This window comes from Kamptonema sp. PCC 6506 (genome assembly GCF_000180455.1).
In the GTDB taxonomy this organism is placed as follows: Bacteria; Cyanobacteriota; Cyanobacteriia; order Cyanobacteriales; family Microcoleaceae; genus Kamptonema; species Kamptonema formosum.
Window position 1 is genome coordinate 1 of the sequence record NZ_CACA01000105.1, and the last position, 16,579, is coordinate 16,579.

The following is a 16,579-nucleotide window of genomic DNA, read 5'->3' on the forward strand; positions in this document are numbered from 1 at the left end:
TGTTCAGTAATTTGAGCAGCTATCGCTTCTCCAATTGCTAGGGAAGCAGTAGCAGCCGGCGAAGGTGCATTACAAACATGAATCGCATTTTGTCCTTTAACTAATAAAAAATCATCCACTAATTTACCATCATTTGTTAAAGCTTGAGCGCGGACACCTGCATGGGTGGGGACTAAATCTTGAGCTTGTACTTCAGGAATTAACCTTTGTAAACTCCTGACAAAAGCAGCTTTGCTAAAAGAGCGAATTACCTCTTCAATCCCAACTCCTGCATATTTTGCTGCCAATTTCCAGAAGCCAGGATAAGTAAAAACCTCCGCTGCATCGCGCCAGTCAATATCAGTTTTTCGGTAGCCTTCTCGTTTCAAACTCAGCACAGCATTCGGGCCGGCGTGAATAGTCCCGTCAATCATCCGGGTAAAATGAACTCCTAAAAAGGGAAAATTAGGATTAGGAACTGGATAAATTAAGTGCTTGACAAGATAACGTTTCTCTGGTATTAGTTCGTAGTATTCTCCCCGAAAAGGTACAATCTGAATTTGGGGATTAACTTGACCGAGTTTGGCAACGCGATCGCTTTGAAGTCCCGCACAATTTACTATAAATTTTGTCTGGAAAGCACCTTGATTAGTTTCGAGGATGTGAGTGTTGTTGCTAGTAATAATCTTCTCAACTTTGGTATTGAGATGCAGTTCGCCTCCTCTTGATTCAACTAACTCAGCATATTTTTGGGAAACTTGCTTGTAGTTGATAATTCCTGTACTTGGAACGCGAATGGCGGCTAAACAACTTACGTGGGGTTCAATTTCCTTTACTTGTTCGTTAGAGATTTTTTCAACCTTTAATCCATTTTCTAAACCGCGTTGATAGAGGTTTTCTAATAATGGTAGTTCTTGCGGTTCTGTAGCGACAATTATTTTCCCACAAATTTCGTAATCAATCCCATGCTCTTGACAGAATTCTACTAAAGATGTATTACCATCGCGGCTGAATTTTGCTTTTAGGCTCCCTGGTTTGTAGTAAATTCCAGAGTGAATTACTCCGCTGTTGTGTCCTGTTTGATGAGGTGCCCAGTTGGACTCTTTTTCTAAAACTAAAATCCGGCGATCGGGGTAAGTGCGACTTAAAGCCATTGCCGTAGAAAGTCCGACAATTCCACCGCCAATAATTGCGAAGTCATATAAGTTTTGGGTTGGGGATGTAACTGGAACCATTAAATCAGTATTAATAGACATAGTTGATAATCTCTTATTCGATCCTCTTCCTTCTTTTTTCTTCTAGAGTTTTTGCCAAATTTTAATTGTAGCGTCATTACTGCCACTAGCGATCGTGTTCCCATCAGGACTAAAGGCTACAGAGCGAACTGAGTTTGAATGGTCTGTGAGAGTGCGATCCGGAGATATTTTTACTCCTACTTCTAAATCTTTACTTAATTGCCATAGCATCACAGTTCCATCTATACTCCCGCTAACTAAAGTATCACCTTGAGGGCTAAAAGCTAGAGATTCAACAGAATCTGAATGACCGATCAGGGCAGCAAAATCTCTACCCATACTTAGCTGCCAAATTTTTATAGTTTTATCGCCACTACTGCTAGCCAGAAGCGTACCGTCGGGGCTGAAAGCAACAGACCAAACTGGATAAGAATGACCTAATAAGGTAGCCAAGGGTTTGTTGGTACTTACATCCCACAGACCAATAGTGCCATCGCCGCTACCACTGGCTAGGGTTTTGCCGTCGGGACTGAAGGCAACAGACCAAACTGGGTAGGAATGGGCGTTGAGGGTGGTGAAGGGTTTGCAGTTGGTTAAATCCCAGAGTCCAATTGTGCCATCAGAACTGCCAGCAACGAGGATCTCGCCGTCGGGACTTAAAGTAATGGAACAAACTGGCACGGAGAAACCGCTTTTGATGTCTAGTTTTTGATTGCTGGCAACATCCCATAAGTCGATCAGTTCGTCGCTGCCACTGGCGAGAGTTTGGCTATCTGGGCTGAAGGCGAGGGGGTAAAAGGAAAAAACTAAGTCTGGTTCGGGGTTAAGGGTGCTCTCTTGCCCGGTTTTCAGATCCCATAGTTTAACGGTTTTGTCGTTACTGCTGCTGGCTAGGGTGTTTCCGTCGGGGCTGATGGCGATCGCCCTAATTCCTTGTGTGTGCCCCGTGAGGGTTCGCACGCATTCCCAAGTCTGGTTTTGAGGCTTTGGCATGGACTGAAATAATTGTACCGTTAGGGGCTATGCCTGCGGACTTCGGCTCTGCGCTCAGTCGAATGCTGGCTACGCCTATGCACTGCTATTGACAAGTTATAGCAGATTCGGCTGTATGGGAATAGTTTATTGTTTATTTTGGATTGTGGGCGCTACGGGTTTTGGCTGTTAGGGGGTGGCGATCGCGTTAATTGTTAACTATTTAAGCTGATTTACCATTAGACACTTCATTTTACTTAAGAGCTAATATTTTAATGCAATTAACTCATATCATAAAACTTCCTAAATCCATGTGCATTATTGTCGCCACATCAAAAGAAACATAGATTGTTGACTTTGACGAGTTACGAGTATTGATATCTAAAAGCAGTCCAAAATTGTCAGGGCATTTATCATGAACCAAGAAATCATTTTCGTTGACTCCTCCGTACAAGATTATCAAAGCCTAATTTACAACAACGATGCCGCTCAAACTTTTATTATAAATGAAAATTTGAGCGGCATTGAACAAATTACCAATACTTTAGTAAATCAAAAAAATATGGGTCTTCCGTACTTACTGTGCTAAAATATTAGGTGAATGCCAAAAAAGTAAAGCTCTGACTTGAAAGTTTTGAAAGTTTTTAAATCCAAAACCACAGCGTTTTAACAACTTTAATTTGTTGTTGATTCCTTCGACTATTCCGTTGGTTGTTATGAGCGACATTCTTCAGATGATTTAATCAGGTTACGTTTAGGCGATCGCTTTCAGATAAAGGGAAAGCGATCGCCTTTTAGTATTTAAAACCCTGTCCCTAGCTATATAGCACCCCATCGTCACAACCTCAACCGATAAGGGTATTAGAAACAGGACTTACGCAGCCAACCAAAGAAACCGGGTTTTTTGACGAAAATACTTCGTTTTTACCCACAGATGCTCTCAAAAACCCGGTTTCTGTGACGACCTGCGTAAGTCCTAAGAAATTTGCGATCGAAGTACCAAGATTTCTATACAACCCAAGTTTTAATGACAATTTTGTGATAAAGAGTTATAAATGTGGGGTACTACCCTTCAGGGGTATTAACAAGGTACGAGGGGTTAGAACCCTTATGTTATAAACCGGAGAAAAGGTTATGCCTGAATTATTGCAATGTATGGAATGCGGTGCTCAATTAAGTTCCGACGCTGAAGAATGTCCCCATTGCCATACAGAATATCCTCGTGGGGTGGTATGTCTAGGTTGTTTTGAAACTCTCAAACAATCGGAAGCAGTTAAACATGAGACTCACAACACGCATTCTACTAAATATTTTCATGCCGCTTGCTATCATCAAGTCATGAAACCCCTGATCTTAGATTCAAGCTTTTCTAGAGGAAATTTTACTCCTTCTAGTATAGGAAAAACTTACGATCGAAAGACTCTAAATGCGCTAATAAAAGCTGACGCTAAAAGAGTTAAGAAACAAAATAGTAGAAATCGCTATGAACATCTAAAAAAGATAGTCAGTAAAGTTTTTACCATCTTATTACTGTTAATAATAGAATTTATTTTTTGGGCAATAATCTTGAATTTAATGTTTGGAGAAATTGGATTAGTAATTGCATTTATAGTTACCATCCTTCTTACTCTAGTAATTGTTAAAGAGATGTAAAATTGACTTTTAACTAATAGCTAATAGCTAATTGAGGTCAGTTAATAATCATAGAACTTACACAGCGATCGCGTAACAATGCCAACAGGCGTGGTGACTTTACCGCACCTGTTGGCGGCGTTACGGATAGTTTTGCATAAGTCCGAAATCAGTATTTAAAGTGATATGAAATACTGCCTTCTTTTTTAACTTCACAAGTAGCATTGAAAGCTTCAGCTTGTTGATTCAAATATTGCTGAGCTTCCTCAGCGGATAGCTTTGTTTCCATCGCAAAACGAACAAGAGTTATTTCTCCGCTACCTTCTTGGATCAGCCGATATAAAGTTGCTTGCAAGCGATCTTGCTCTTGTTTTCTGTAAACCGCTTTCTGTCTCCCAGTAGCAAATAACGGAATTAAACCTAAACTGACTGCTAAACCAACAAATAAACCACTTCCCAAAATAATAAGAACAATAGGATTAGAACCTGGATAAGCGATAATTTGGGGAGCTTGAGAGAATGCTAAACTACTGCTTATTTCTTTCTCTGCTGCTTTTGCATCTGCTAAAGCACTCTGGGTTTTATCATAAATTCCTTCCTGAAGTTTGACTTGTTCTTCGAGACGCGATCGCTCTCGTTCATCATCTTGATAAAATTGGTCGAGGTTTTGTTCGGCTTGTTTGAGTTCTTTCGTTACTTCTTCTAAACGCTGATTAATCGATTGATTAATTAGTTGCCATTTATCTAAATTAATCAGGCGGCTTTTTTCAACTATCGCCTTCATCAGTACATCTGCTGTTGTAAGTGTTTGTTGGCGATCTCCGGCTCGATATTCAACTGCAATCTCTAAGGGTTTTTCCGGTTCAGAAACTTTGACGCTAGCATTTTTGCGGACTTGCTGCGGATCAATTTTGGCTGCATCTGCTACTGCTTTGACTACATTATCCGCTAGCAAATCATCGGTAGTTAGTTTCTCACCTTGCTTGAGAATTGCACCGCCAATAGTAGAAAATTTTACAGGTGGAGTGTTAACAATTAGAGTGCCTTTAGCAGTATATCCAGGCGGCGGCGCTAGGCTGTAAGCAGTTATGCTAGAAGCCGTCATAATTGTCGCAAACGTTATTAAGGCAATACTTTTGTATTGATTTAAAGTTGTTAAATAAATTGATTTAGTTGTCATAGTTCAAATATTGTCGTAAATAGCATCTTCCTCACTATATCCAGCTAAGAGTTGTTCGGCTGCAAGGCGATGCCAAGCAGCGTTTTCCTCTATTTCATTTTCTTCTATATCTATCGATTCATTTACTAAAACTATAATCCTCACTTCTTTGTTATTTGGCAAGTGTTTTAAAATATTATCGGGGAATTCGATTTTCCCTTCTGCTGTAACTTTTGCTCGAAATTCGTAGGCTTTCATAGAATATAGCTAGGGGCTAGGGAAGAAGGGAATAGAATCTATGGTGGCAGGAAATCATAACGTCCTAACCGCCTTAGCGGTTGCTATAATTTGGAATAGAGTAAAAATTAGATATTTTTTACTAATAACTAATGGCTAATTACCCACTGCAATTAGCCATTAGCCATTAACAATTAAACTTTATAAACCTATCGGCAAAATTAGTCCTTCACGAGCCATAACAGCCTTCGGGAAAACGTGCTGGACTTCCTCACCTATTTTGTCCAAAACATCATCGCTGTGAGCAGGATCGTGATGAAAAATCACCACTCGTTTTACCCCCGCCGCCTGAGCCATTTTTACTGCTTCCTGCCAAGTTGAGTGACCCCAACCCACCTTGGGAGATTTAGGATTATGATACTCTTCATCGGTGTACATCGCATCATAAATTAGCACATCAGCATCAAGGGCTAACTCATACACATTTTCATCTAAACGGTCTGGGAAATGTTCAGTATCCGAACAATAAACAACTGATTTCCCCCGCCAGGTAATCCTATATCCCATTGCAGTATTTGGGTGGTTGAGGCTACCCGTTCTAATTTCAATATCGTCGAGCATCATTGTCTCGTGACGCTTAAGTTCGTAGAATCTTAAATCAGCCTGTATTCCCTGTAAAGGCACTGGCGAATTTGGGTGCAAAACTCGTTCAATAAAATGCCTTTTCATCGACTCGCTATCAGGGGGAATCGATCCGTAAATGTGAAAGCAATTGCCGGGAATAAAAGCTGGAGCAAATAGAGGAAATCCTTGGATATGATCCCAGTGATAGTGAGTAAAAAACATATAAGCTTCTACTGGCATTTCTTGCTGCAACTGTTCTCCCAGCATTCGCAAGCCAGTACCACCGTCAAATATGAGGCGTTTTCCTCCTACTCGCATTTCTAGACAAGAGGTATTGCCACCGTAACGGACGGTATCTTTTCCAGGGGTGGGAATACTACCTCGGACACCCCAGAACTGGACAACAAAATCGTCTATCCTTTCAATTGGTTCGGACGGGTGAGGGCAATCCAGGGGATTTGCCGCGACTGAGGAAGGGCTGATTTCCATTTTAAACTTCAGGCTTCAAGGTTCCACATTGTCCATGATGGCGCAGGAGATGGTCGCACAACACTAAAGCAACCATTGCTTCTACCATAGGCACGGCTCTTGGCAAAACGCAAGGGTCGTGTCTTCCTTTTGCCGCCAGCAAGGTTTCTTCACCGCTGCTGGTGACTGTACGCTGTTCTTGACGAATTGTAGCAGTTGGTTTAAATGCTACTCGCAATATAATATTTTCACCGTTGCTAATCCCACCCTGAATTCCGCCGGAGCGATTAGTTGCTGTGCGGATGGCACCCTGTTTATCAGTATAGTATTCATCGTTATGCTCGCTGCCTGTCAGGAGTGTTCCTGCAAAACCGGAGCCGATTTCAAAGCCTTTGCTGGCTGGCAAAGACATGACTGCTTTGGCTAGGTCTGCTTCTAGTTTATCGAATACGGGCATCCCTAGACCTTTGGGGACGTTCCTAGCGGCACATTCGACAACGCCGCCGATTGAATCCCCATTATGGCGTACTTTTTCTATTAGTTCTATCATCCGTTCGGCACATTCTGTATCGGGAGTGCGGACGATATTGCTTTCTACTTGTTCTAGGGTGACGGTATTGGGGTCAACTAAGCTTTCTATGTCTTTAATGCGTTTGACGTAGCCGATGATTTCTACGCCTGCAAATTGTTTGAGGATTTTTTTGGCGATCGCACCTGCTGCTACTCGCCCGATGGTTTCTCTCGCTGAAGACCGTCCGCCGCCCTGCCAATTTCTGATACCATATTTAGCGTCATAGGTCGCATCCGCATGGGATGGGCGGTATTTTGTCGCCATTTCATCATAATCTTGGGAGCGGGTGTCTTGGTTCCGCACTAAGATGGCGATCGGCGTTCCTAAAGTTTTGCCTTCAAATACCCCAGATAAAATCTCGCAGGTATCGGCTTCTTTCCGGGGCGTGGTAATTTTACTCTGACCGGGGCGACGGCGATCGAGTTCAAATTGAATCTCAGCGGCGCTAATTTCCAGTCGGGGCGGGCAACCGTCAATTACGACCCCCACACCGCCGCCGTGAGATTCGCCAAAAGTTGTAATCCGAAATAGATGTCCGAAAGTGTTGCCCATTATGCGATCGCTAAAACTCTAAAAATGTTTAATCTCAAAAAATTCAATATTCTTTCCTAGTTTTCGATTTTAACACTGGCGGCGATCGCTGAGCTTAGCCGAAGTGCAGCTAAAATCGCGCCCGGAGCCAAACCTCATGTCTGGACAAAATAGCCTAGACAGTAAATGGCTTTTAGTCCGGGTCGCTCTGGAGCCGATGCGATCGCGCTTTAATCTTCGTGTTCTTCAAAGGGATCTCTCAATTCTTTAGAAGGTGGGCCAAAAGAAGTGTAGATTGAGAAGCCAGCTATAGCTACAAGGCATAAGCCCAGAGAAATGCTAAGAACTGTTGCAGGTTCCATAAGATAAAAAAAATTATGAGTGCTATCCCCCTATAATATTACAAAACATTAAATATTTCTGTAGAGATTCATCACAGGTGACTTATGGCACAACGCACTTTGTTGGGAGATATACTCAAACCCCTAAATTCTGAGTATGGTAAGGTGGCTCCTGGTTGGGGCACAACCCTACTGATGTCAGTGTTTATGGGGCTGTTTTTCGTCTTTTTGCTAATTATTCTCCAAATCTACAACTCCTCACTGATCCTTGAGAATCTAAATGTCGATTGGTCAAGTCTAGGAAGTTAAGATGAGTGAGGATGGGGAAGATGAGGAGGATGGGGAAGATGGGGAAAATTTAGCTACCCGATCTCCCTCCTCTCTCTTATCTTTCCCATCTCCCCCCTCTGCTTTCCCCCAGTTTAAAGACGTAGAACGACATCGCAGGAGATAGAAAGTGAATATTTTTGGCATTGGTCTACCGGAGATGGGCGTAATTTTGGTAGTAGCCCTGTTGATATTCGGCCCGAAGAAGTTGCCAGAAATCGGTCGTAGTATGGGAAAAGCCCTTCGCGGATTTCAGGACGCTTCGCGAGATTTTGAATCCGAGTTTAAGCGAGAAGCACAGCAGCTAGAGGAGGCGGTAGCTATTACGAAGCCTGAAGCTGAAAAAGCGATCGCAACCCCTAAAGATGACATTACTGGCAGTTAAGCACTCAAGATCATGAACGAGGCTACACCGCCGAAGGTTTTGGTAATTCCCCAGTTGATAGTTGGCCTGGGGAATCCAGAACCAAAATATAACCGCACCCGGCATAATATCGGTTTTGCCGCCGTTGATGCTTTGGCGAATTCTTGGCAAATATCGCTTTCGGAGAATCGCAAGTTTCAGGCGGAGTTTGGCGAGGGTATGGGGCCGCAAAGGGAGAAAATTCGGTTGCTGAAACCACTGACTTACATGAATTTGTCTGGTCAGGCAATTCGTGCGGCGATAGATTGGTACAAGCTACCGCCAGAGTCGGTGCTTGCGGTTTACGATGATATGGATTTGCCTGTGGGAAGGTTGCGGCTGCGGCTATCTGGTTCTGCGGGGGGTCATAATGGTATGAAGTCTGCGATCGCACATCTCGGTACTGACAAATTCCCACGCTTGCGAATTGGCATTGGTAAACCCCAATCCTCTAGCAATGATAAAGAAACTATTTCTCATGTTTTAGGCAAATTTTCTCTAGAGGAGAGCCAGTTAATGGATAAGGTGCTTAAACTGGTAGTAGAAGCAGTAGAACTGAGTCAAAAGCAGGGGGTAGAAAAAGCGATGAGTCTTTATAATAGTCGCACGGTTGCAGAAACAATAGGGTGAGTTCTAGATTACCTAAAACGACTGCTTATGTCCGCGTCACTCGCCAGTCTTGGCAACAAGGCACTATTGAAGGCGAGGTGAGCGCTGGTGCTTTTGAGTGGCAGTTTCAATGGCGATTTCGAGAGGAGAAGACTTTGGTAATTGAGCCTTCTCAAGGTCGCGCTTTAATTCAGGAACCGTTAAATCGTTTTCTGGAAAAATGGGATTATCAATTGGAACCTGGGGGCGATTATTCGTTTACAATTCGCGCTCAGTTTTAGGTTGAGAACTTTGTGAGAGTGCGGAAGTATTGAACTTACTAAAAATATCAACTATTTTAGTGATATTATATTTTAATACTGCTGTTCTGCAAGAATAGCTATACAAAATAATACTTAGGACTTCTTAAGCCATGCCTTTACAAGAAGAAATTGACAAAACAAGGCAAGAAATTCGGACAGATCGATACTCAATGTCTATTGGCGAGTGGATCAGTCTTTATGAAAACAAAGAGATTGACATTCATCCTGAGTTTCAAAGATTTTTTCGCTGGTCAGACCATCAAAAATCAACTTTTATAGAATCAATTCTTTTAGGCATACCGATTCCACCAATTTTTGTGAGTCAAAGAGATGATGGTATTTGGGATGTGATCGATGGTTTACAGAGACTTTCAACTATCTATGAATTTGTAGGTCTTTTGAAACCCGAGCGTCAAGACCAAGATACATCTTTTTTCACTTTACAAGAAACCACCTACTTACCTTCCTTAAAAGGTAAAAAGTGGGACGACCCAGACGATAAAGATAACTCTCTAACTCAGACACAACGTTTATTGATAAAGCGAGCAAAAATAGCTGTTAATATTGTTGAAAAAGAAAGTGATGAAATGATTAAATATGAGCTATTTCAGCGGCTAAATACAGGAGGATCAATTGCAACACCACAAGAAGTCAGAAATTGCATTCTTTTAATGTTAAATAAAGATTTATATGATTTGATGCGTTCACTTGCAGATCGTGAGTCATTTAAAAGCTGTATTGCTTTGAGTGATAGACTTTATGAAGAACAGTACGATATGGAATTAGTATTGCGTTTTATTCTTCTATTCGATCAAGATGATGCAAGTCTTCAAAAGTTGGGTGGTGATGTGAGCGAGTTCCTAACTGCTAGAATGCGTGAAATGGCACTTAACACAAATTTGAATTACAGCCATATAAAGAAAGCATTCGATGTCACCTTCAATATTCTTAATCAAGCTATGGGAGATAATAGCTTCAAGCGATATAAATCGGAAGGTAACAGATTTCTTGGAGGCTTTCTATTGTCTGCTTATGAAGTAGTAGCACTGGGAATTGGATATAACTATCAAAATCCACTTCCAACAGACAAAATATCTGAGCGTATAAAAAGTATTTGGTCAGCTCCGACTTATCAAAAATGGTCGGGAGCAGGGGTAAATGCTGCAAGACGTTTACCCCATCTTATTAAGCTTGGTAGAGAGGAATTTTCCCCTTTATGAGCATCCGAACTGCTGAACAATTAAGTGATAAGCTGTCTACCGATCTTGCTTGGCGAAAGAAAGAATTTTCAGAAATTAAATCTTTAGTAGAGACAAAAAGTTTTTCTGACCAAAGACATAAAGCATTACTTCGGAGTGGAGTATGTATTCTCTATGCTCATTGGGAAGGTTTTGTTAAGTTAGCAGGCAACTCTTATTTAGAATATGTTAAGTTCAAAAGGCTTACCTATAAAGAGCTTTCTAGTAATTTTTTAGCTTTGGTCATGAAAGAAAAACTTAAAGAGGCAAAAGAGACAAATAAGCCATCATTGTATATTCCTGTTTGTGACTTCTTTCTTTCCGAATTAGATAAAAGATGTCTCCTGCCTAAAGATGCAATATCTACTGCATCTAATTTATCTTCTGAAATTTTAAAAGAAATAACTGATATTCTCGGAATAGACTTTTCAGTATACTCTACTAAGTCCGTGTTAATCGATACTAAGCTTTTAAAGACAAGGAACGAAATTGCACACGGCGAGTATGCAGTGTTTGATAAGGATGAATATATAGAGTTACATATAGAAGTTATAGGAATGCTTGATATATTTCGTAACCAGATAGAAAATGCAGCTATTGAGAAAAAATTTATGCAGAACTCACCTTAGAGTTTTCATAGCCAAAACGCGATCGCACAGAACCGCTACCTAAATTGTGCGCGATCGCCGCCCTGCAACTGTAGTATACTTATTATTAAATAGATTTGTGTAAGTCCTGACATAGTTTGAATAAAAATTTACTATGAGCATTAATCTAACACTTGAGCAAGAAGGTTTTATTCAAACCAAGCTTCAAGCAGGGAAATACCAAACCGCTGAAGAAGTCCTTGAAACTACCTTGCGGTTACTAAATTTTGAACTTATCAAAACCGAGTGTTACTCACCATCAACAATTGTCAAAGCGAGTTGATAAATTTGGCGGCGAGGAAGAGAGGTTTTTTCTGCTAATTCTCGACTGGCCTGAGATTTCGTCACACCCTGACCGATTAACTCTTGCAACTGGGCCTTAATCTCCTCTTCCGACAATATGGGCACTACCGCTGAATCACCCGCGATAACTATGGTAAACTCACCTTGGGGCTCGCGAGTAGCGTAATGTGCGATCGCATTTTCAACCGTACCCCGCCAAAATTCCTCATACAATTTAGTTAACTCCCTAGCTAAAACTACCCCCCTATCCATACCCAAAAAATTACCCAAATCTGCCAAAGTTTGGCGCAAACGGTGGGGAGATTCATATAAAATTATTGTCCGAGATTCGCTTTGCAAAGCTTCCAAACTCCGCCGCCTTTCCTTACCTTTCGCCGCTAAAAAACCTTCAAACACAAATCTATCTGTAGGCAATCCCGAACCACTTAAAGCTACAATACAAGCACAAGCACCAGGAATGGGAATTATCGGAATATTAGCATCCGCAGAAGCTTTAACAAGTTCGTATCCCGGATCGGAAATTCCCGGCATTCCCGCATCAGTCACCAACGCAATTGTCTGGCCTGTAACTAACTTATCAATTAATTCTGGAAGTCGCTGATGTCGATTATGTTCGTGGTAACTAATTTGAGGAGTTTTAATCTGAAAATGATGTAAAAGTTTACCCGTATGCCGCGTATCTTCTGCCGCAATCAAATCGACTTCTTGCAAAATTCGCAAGGCCCGAAAAGTCATATCTTCCAAGTTGCCAATCGGCGTGGCCACAATGTAAAGTATTCCTAGCTTTGAATCTACCTGCATCTTTGTTACTTCGTAATTTTAGGACTTACGGACTATCGGCTAAAAACAAAGGGTTGCGATTACTTCGCTGGGCTCGTAATGACAAAAATACGTTTAGGAGTTACACATGGGACTCCAGAAACCGGGTTTTTGAGAGAATCTGCGGGTAACAATGAAGTATTTTCGTCAAAAAATCCGGTTTCTTTGGTTGGGTGCGTAAATCCTGACTATGATTTTGCATAAGTCCTATTGCTAACAAAAATCATCTTCAGCAAACCAATGGCTAAAAAAGGATTATTTATAGGATTAGTAACCTTAGACTTCGCCTATTTAGTCACAGATTACCCCAGCCAAAATCAGAAAGTAGTCGCTAATGACTACACCGCTACTGCTGGTGGCCCCGCTACTAATGCCGCAGTGACATTTAGCTACTTAGGCAATCAATCCAACTTGTTAGGAGTAATCGGTTGCCATCCCATAACTCAGCTAATTAAAGCTGATTTAGGAGAATTCCATATTAACCTCATAGATTTAGACCCGACGCGCCCAGAATCACCACCCGTTTCCTCTATTATTATCACTCAAAGTACAGCAGATCGCGCAGTAATTTCTATCAACGCTACCAAATCTCAATCTCGCCAAAATATCAACTCAGATATTTTAAAAGCAATTGATATCATCCTCATTGATGGCCACCAAATGGCAGCCAGCAAAGAAATTGCTCAAATTGCTAAATCTAACAATATTCCTATTGTAGTTGATGCTGGCAGTTGGAAAGCTGGATTTGAAGAAATATTACCTTTAGTTGATTATACTATTTGTTCTGGTAATTTTTATCCGCCCAACTGCCACAATAGCAAAGAAGTATTTACTTACTTGTCAGCAATAGGAATTCCCCACATCGCCATCACTTGCGGAGAAAAACCAATTCAATACCTCAGCGGCGGTATAAGTGGCATAATAGAAGTGCCTCAAATCAATCCTGTCGATACCTTGGGTGCAGGAGACATTTTTCACGGTGCTTTCTGCCACTATATTTTACAAGCAAATTTTATAGAGGCCTTAGCGGCGGCAGCCAAGGTAGCATCTCATTCTTGCCAATTCTTCGGTACTCGCCGCTGGATAGAGAATAGACCTATTGCCAAAATTACGCTATAAATAATAGGACTTCTAACTTTGAGTCATTTTATCCTGGTCAATAACTAAATCCTTCTGACTTTATAGATAGCTAAATCCTTCTACCTTTATAGATAACTAAACCCTTCTGCTTTCTACTCTCTACCTTTTGCCTTTTATTTACAGCAACCGCCACGATACGTTAGGACACTCACTCATGGCCCAAACTATTGACTCTCTTCCCCTTCTTTCCCTAGCCCCTAGCCCCTAGCCCCTAGCCCCCAACCGCCTTGGCGGTTGCTATACAAGCCAGTTTAGGTAACAACAGATGCTATTAAAAGCTCTGACTCGTCGGATTGCTAAGGGTTCTCAAAAGATACCGTTGCGCCTCGTTTTGGTAGTGCCATTTGTGCTACAAATTTTCGGTACTGTTGGGTTAACTGGATACATCTCGTTACGGAATGGACAAATAGCTGTTAACGATGTTGCTCAGCAATTGCAGGTAGAAATAGGTGTTCGCATTGAACAAATGCTTACTCATTACCTACAATTACCGATCGTTATCAATCGAATCAATGTTAATGCTATGAAGTTGAATCAGTTAAATACAAAAGATACTTCTAGCATGACTCGTCATTTTTGGAACCAAAGATTGTTATTTGATTCAGTGAAAATATCTGCTATCTATTTTGGTAGTAATGAAGGAGAATTTTTTGGTCTAGGATGGCAAGATAATCAAAGTTGGCAAATTGGCAGGTCGGGAAAACAAACTAAAAGCAGATTCCACAGCTATGCTATTGATAATGAAGGTAATCCTACAACTTTATTAGAAGTTGGAAATGTTTACGATCCTAGACGGCGACCTTGGTATAAAAAAGCAGTAGCAGTTGGCAAATCAGTCTGGAGTGAAATTTACATTGATTTCAAAGAACCTCGGCTAAAAATTACTCTAGCACAACCCATTTATAATAATCTAGGCAAACTGGGAGGAGTAGTCGGTGTTGATTTTATTCTCTCTGATATTCAAGACTTTCTCAAAAGCATAAAAATTGGCAAAACTGGACATACTTTTATTATAGAGCGTTCGGGACTACTTGTCGCTTCTTCTACAGATCAACAACTATTTACTAGAGATAAAAATGGCAAAATCAAAGAGCGCATTCAGGCGAAAGATAGCTCGACACTTGTGATTAAAGCTACGGCGGAATACTTAAATAGTCAAAAGGAAAAATTGACTAAAATTAATAGCGTTCAACATTTCATTTTTGAGATAGATGGAACTAAACAATTTCTCCAAGTAACTCCCCTCAAAGATGCACGCGGAATTGACTGGTTAATTATAATTGTAGTTCCAGAATCCGATTTCATGGAGCAAATTCATGCTAACACCCGCACTACAATCTGGCTGTGTTTGGGGGCATTAATTGTAGCTACGGCTTTGGGAATTTTTACTGCTCATTGGATAACTGCCCCCATTTTGAGATTAAGTGAAGCAACTCAAGCTTTAGCTAAGGGAGAATTAGACAGAAAAGTTAAAGAAAAAGGTACGAGAGAACTCAAGGTTCTTGCTAGTAGTTTTAACCAAATGGCACATCAGTTGAAAAAAACTTTTGCTACTTTAGAAAAGACAAATGAAATATTAGAAGCCAAAGTAAAAAAGCGCACAGCAGCACTAACTGAGAGCGAACTTCAAAATCGAGCCATCCTCGCCGCCATACCAGATTTAATGATTAGACTCAGCAAAGAAGGTGTCTATTTAGAATTTATCCCCTCTAAAGATTCAGAAGCAATATTGCTGGTAAATAACGATCGGATTGGCAAGCATATTTCGGAAGTATTACCACCAGATATAGCCGAGCTTCAATTACAATATATAAACAGAACAATTGCCACTGGTGAAACCCAAATTTATGAGCATCAATTTTGGAGTGGCGGTCAACTTTGCGAACAAGAAGTCCGAATTGTTGTCAGCCGTACAAATGAAGTTTTACTAATTGTTCGCGATATTACTGAGCGCAAACGTTTGGAAAGAGAATTGTCACAAACCAGTAGATTTCTTAATAGTATTGTGGAAAATATTCCTTTAGCTTTGTTTGTCAAAGACGTGAAAGATGACTTCCGTTATGTACTTTGGAACCGGGCTGCTGAGAAAGTTTACTCAATCCCTCGCAACCAAGTAATCGGGCACACTATTTACAATTTTATGAACATAGAAATTGCGGCTTCCGTACAGTCAGAACACCAAACAATCATTGAAGGAGGTAAATTAATTGTAGATGAGGAGATATTTAATAGTAAATTCAAGGGTAATATTTGGCAGCGAATCATGAAACTGCCATTAATTAACGAGCAAGGAGAAGTAACGCACTTAATGTATATTGCCGAAGATATCACGGAGCGCAAACAGGCAGAGGAAGCGCTACGAATAGCACAAGAACAATCAGAGCGTTTATTATTAAATATTTTGCCTAAAACCATAGCGGATAAACTTAAACAAAACCAGAGTGCCATCGCTGAACAATTTGAGGAAGCGACAATTCTATTTGCTGATATTGTTGGTTTTACTCCGCTTTCTGCGAGGACACCCCCAATAGAATTAGTGAGTTTACTCAATCATATTTTTTCCACCTTTGACGAATTAGCTGAACTGCACGGTTTGGAGAAAATTAAAACTATTGGTGATGCCTATATGGTAGCAGGAGGTTTGCCAGTGCCGATGGAATTTCACGCCGAAGCCGTCGCTCAAATGGCTTTAGATATGCAAACTGCAATCGCTCGTTTTCAAGCTGAAAAGGGTCAGCCATTCCAAATTCGCATCGGCATTAATACTGGTGCTGTTGTCGCTGGTGTAATTGGCATCAAAAAATTTATTTACGATCTCTGGGGAAATACAGTAAATATTGCTAGCCGAATGGAATCTCAGGGAATTCCAGGGCGTATTCAAGTTACAAATGCTACTTATAAGCGTTTAAAGGATAAGTATTTATTTGAAGAGCGAGGTGCGATTGCGATTAAAGGGAAAGGGGAAATGATCACCTATTGGCTTACAGGCAAAAAAGTTGACTAATTTAGGTAAAATTATCCGGTTTTAATAGTTTCCTGCTT

21 protein-coding genes and 1 pseudogene are annotated in these 16,579 nt (G+C 40.9%); 13 read left to right on the forward strand and 9 right to left on the reverse strand.

Annotated elements, in window-relative coordinates:
- Both lhgO and OSCI_RS06075 read right to left on the reverse strand, forming a co-directional pair.
- On the reverse strand, positions 1-1,235 hold a 1,235-nt coding region (lhgO, locus tag OSCI_RS06070), incomplete at its 3' end, for an L-2-hydroxyglutarate oxidase (RefSeq protein WP_083811282.1).
- 42 nt (positions 1,236-1,277) lie between these two features.
- A complete protein-coding gene (locus OSCI_RS06075) occupies positions 1,278-2,207 on the reverse strand; it encodes a WD40 repeat domain-containing protein (protein WP_007353997.1) in 930 nt (309 codons plus the stop codon).
- Positions 2,208-2,601: 394 nt separating this feature from the next.
- On the opposite strand from OSCI_RS06075, the gene OSCI_RS28240 reads away from it, so the two are divergent.
- A complete protein-coding gene (locus OSCI_RS28240; protein WP_007353998.1) occupies positions 2,602-2,775 on the forward strand; it encodes a DUF4347 domain-containing protein in 174 nt (57 codons plus the stop codon).
- On the opposite strand, the pseudogene OSCI_RS28245 reads toward OSCI_RS28240, so the two are convergent.
- Positions 2,764-2,901: pseudogene (locus OSCI_RS28245) on the reverse strand (transposase); the annotation flags it as partial. The gene OSCI_RS28240 and the pseudogene OSCI_RS28245 sit on opposite strands and share 12 nt — an antisense overlap.
- Positions 2,902-3,320: 419 nt before the next feature.
- On the opposite strand from OSCI_RS28245, the gene OSCI_RS30585 reads away from it, so the two are divergent.
- The gene (locus OSCI_RS30585; RefSeq protein WP_007353999.1) at positions 3,321-3,839 is read left to right on the forward strand and encodes a hypothetical protein; all 519 of its coding nucleotides are present in this window, start codon (positions 3,321-3,323) and stop codon (positions 3,837-3,839) included.
- 148 nt (positions 3,840-3,987) lie between these two features.
- Here the strand turns inward: OSCI_RS30585 and OSCI_RS06085 are convergent, their stop codons facing one another.
- The 5 genes from OSCI_RS06085 to psbN all read right to left on the reverse strand — a co-directional run bounded on the left by OSCI_RS06085 (position 3,988) and on the right by psbN (position 7,770).
- Positions 3,988-4,998, reverse strand: a complete 1,011-nt coding sequence (locus OSCI_RS06085) for a hypothetical protein (RefSeq protein WP_019487921.1) — start codon at positions 4,996-4,998, stop codon at positions 3,988-3,990.
- A gap of 3 nt (positions 4,999-5,001) precedes the next feature.
- Entirely contained in the window at positions 5,002-5,235 is a 234-nt protein-coding gene (locus OSCI_RS06090) for a hypothetical protein (protein ID WP_007354001.1), read from the reverse strand.
- 180 nt (positions 5,236-5,415) lie between these two features.
- The gene (locus tag OSCI_RS06095) at positions 5,416-6,327 is read right to left on the reverse strand and encodes an MBL fold metallo-hydrolase (RefSeq protein WP_007354002.1); all 912 of its coding nucleotides are present in this window, start codon (positions 6,325-6,327) and stop codon (positions 5,416-5,418) included.
- 1 nt (position 6,328) lies between these two features.
- Positions 6,329-7,429, reverse strand: a complete 1,101-nt coding sequence (aroC, locus tag OSCI_RS06100) for a chorismate synthase (RefSeq protein WP_007354003.1) — start codon at positions 7,427-7,429, stop codon at positions 6,329-6,331.
- Between the two features lie 209 nt (positions 7,430-7,638).
- Positions 7,639-7,770 carry a photosystem II reaction center protein PsbN gene (gene psbN, locus OSCI_RS06105; protein ID WP_039961802.1) on the reverse strand — a complete coding sequence of 44 codons (132 nt, stop codon included), beginning with the start codon at positions 7,768-7,770 and terminating at the stop codon, positions 7,639-7,641.
- A gap of 84 nt (positions 7,771-7,854) precedes the next feature.
- Here psbN and psbH point away from each other — a divergent pair, with 84 nt between their 5' ends.
- From psbH to OSCI_RS32365, 8 genes are all read left to right on the forward strand, one after another.
- Positions 7,855-8,058 (forward strand): photosystem II reaction center phosphoprotein PsbH, encoded by a 204-nt coding sequence (psbH, locus tag OSCI_RS06110; protein WP_007354004.1) that lies wholly within the window; start codon positions 7,855-7,857, stop codon positions 8,056-8,058.
- Between the two features lies 1 nt (position 8,059).
- Positions 8,060-8,203 (forward strand): hypothetical protein, encoded by a 144-nt coding sequence (locus OSCI_RS29675; RefSeq protein WP_019487922.1) that lies wholly within the window; start codon positions 8,060-8,062, stop codon positions 8,201-8,203.
- A gap of 3 nt (positions 8,204-8,206) precedes the next feature.
- Positions 8,207-8,461, forward strand: a complete 255-nt coding sequence (locus OSCI_RS06115; RefSeq protein WP_007354006.1) for a TatA/E family twin arginine-targeting protein translocase — start codon at positions 8,207-8,209, stop codon at positions 8,459-8,461.
- Positions 8,462-8,473: 12 nt separating this feature from the next.
- Entirely contained in the window at positions 8,474-9,109 is a 636-nt protein-coding gene (pth, locus tag OSCI_RS06120; RefSeq protein ID WP_007354007.1) for an aminoacyl-tRNA hydrolase, read from the forward strand.
- Positions 9,106-9,369, forward strand: a complete 264-nt coding sequence (locus tag OSCI_RS06125) for a DUF3146 family protein (RefSeq protein WP_007354008.1) — start codon at positions 9,106-9,108, stop codon at positions 9,367-9,369. Before pth ends, OSCI_RS06125 begins: the two co-directional genes overlap by 4 nt.
- A gap of 131 nt (positions 9,370-9,500) precedes the next feature.
- Entirely contained in the window at positions 9,501-10,610 is a 1,110-nt protein-coding gene (locus tag OSCI_RS06130; RefSeq protein ID WP_007354009.1) for a DUF262 domain-containing protein, read from the forward strand.
- Positions 10,607-11,257 carry an MAE_28990/MAE_18760 family HEPN-like nuclease gene (locus tag OSCI_RS06135; protein WP_007354010.1) on the forward strand — a complete coding sequence of 217 codons (651 nt, stop codon included), beginning with the start codon at positions 10,607-10,609 and terminating at the stop codon, positions 11,255-11,257. The genes OSCI_RS06130 and OSCI_RS06135 overlap by 4 nt, the downstream gene beginning before the upstream one ends.
- Before the next feature lie 133 nt (positions 11,258-11,390).
- Complete coding sequence (locus OSCI_RS32365; RefSeq protein ID WP_083811283.1) at positions 11,391-11,558, forward strand: ribbon-helix-helix domain-containing protein; 168 nt, start codon at positions 11,391-11,393, stop codon at positions 11,556-11,558.
- Here OSCI_RS32365 and rsmI read toward each other — a convergent pair.
- The gene (rsmI, locus tag OSCI_RS06140; RefSeq protein WP_007354011.1) at positions 11,525-12,379 is read right to left on the reverse strand and encodes a 16S rRNA (cytidine(1402)-2'-O)-methyltransferase; all 855 of its coding nucleotides are present in this window, start codon (positions 12,377-12,379) and stop codon (positions 11,525-11,527) included. The two genes, OSCI_RS32365 and rsmI, sit on opposite strands and share 34 nt — an antisense overlap.
- A 78-nt stretch (positions 12,380-12,457) precedes the next feature.
- On the opposite strand from rsmI, the gene OSCI_RS29680 reads away from it, so the two are divergent.
- The 3 genes from OSCI_RS29680 to OSCI_RS06150 all read left to right on the forward strand — a co-directional run bounded on the left by OSCI_RS29680 (position 12,458) and on the right by OSCI_RS06150 (position 16,541).
- Positions 12,458-12,601 carry a hypothetical protein gene (locus OSCI_RS29680; RefSeq protein ID WP_007354012.1) on the forward strand — a complete coding sequence of 48 codons (144 nt, stop codon included), beginning with the start codon at positions 12,458-12,460 and terminating at the stop codon, positions 12,599-12,601.
- A 36-nt stretch (positions 12,602-12,637) separates the two neighbouring features.
- Positions 12,638-13,516 (forward strand): sugar kinase, encoded by an 879-nt coding sequence (locus OSCI_RS06145; RefSeq protein WP_007354013.1) that lies wholly within the window; start codon positions 12,638-12,640, stop codon positions 13,514-13,516.
- 286 nt (positions 13,517-13,802) lie between these two features.
- Positions 13,803-16,541, forward strand: a complete 2,739-nt coding sequence (locus OSCI_RS06150; RefSeq protein ID WP_007354014.1) for an adenylate/guanylate cyclase domain-containing protein — start codon at positions 13,803-13,805, stop codon at positions 16,539-16,541.
- Positions 16,542-16,579: the final 38 nt, after the last annotated feature.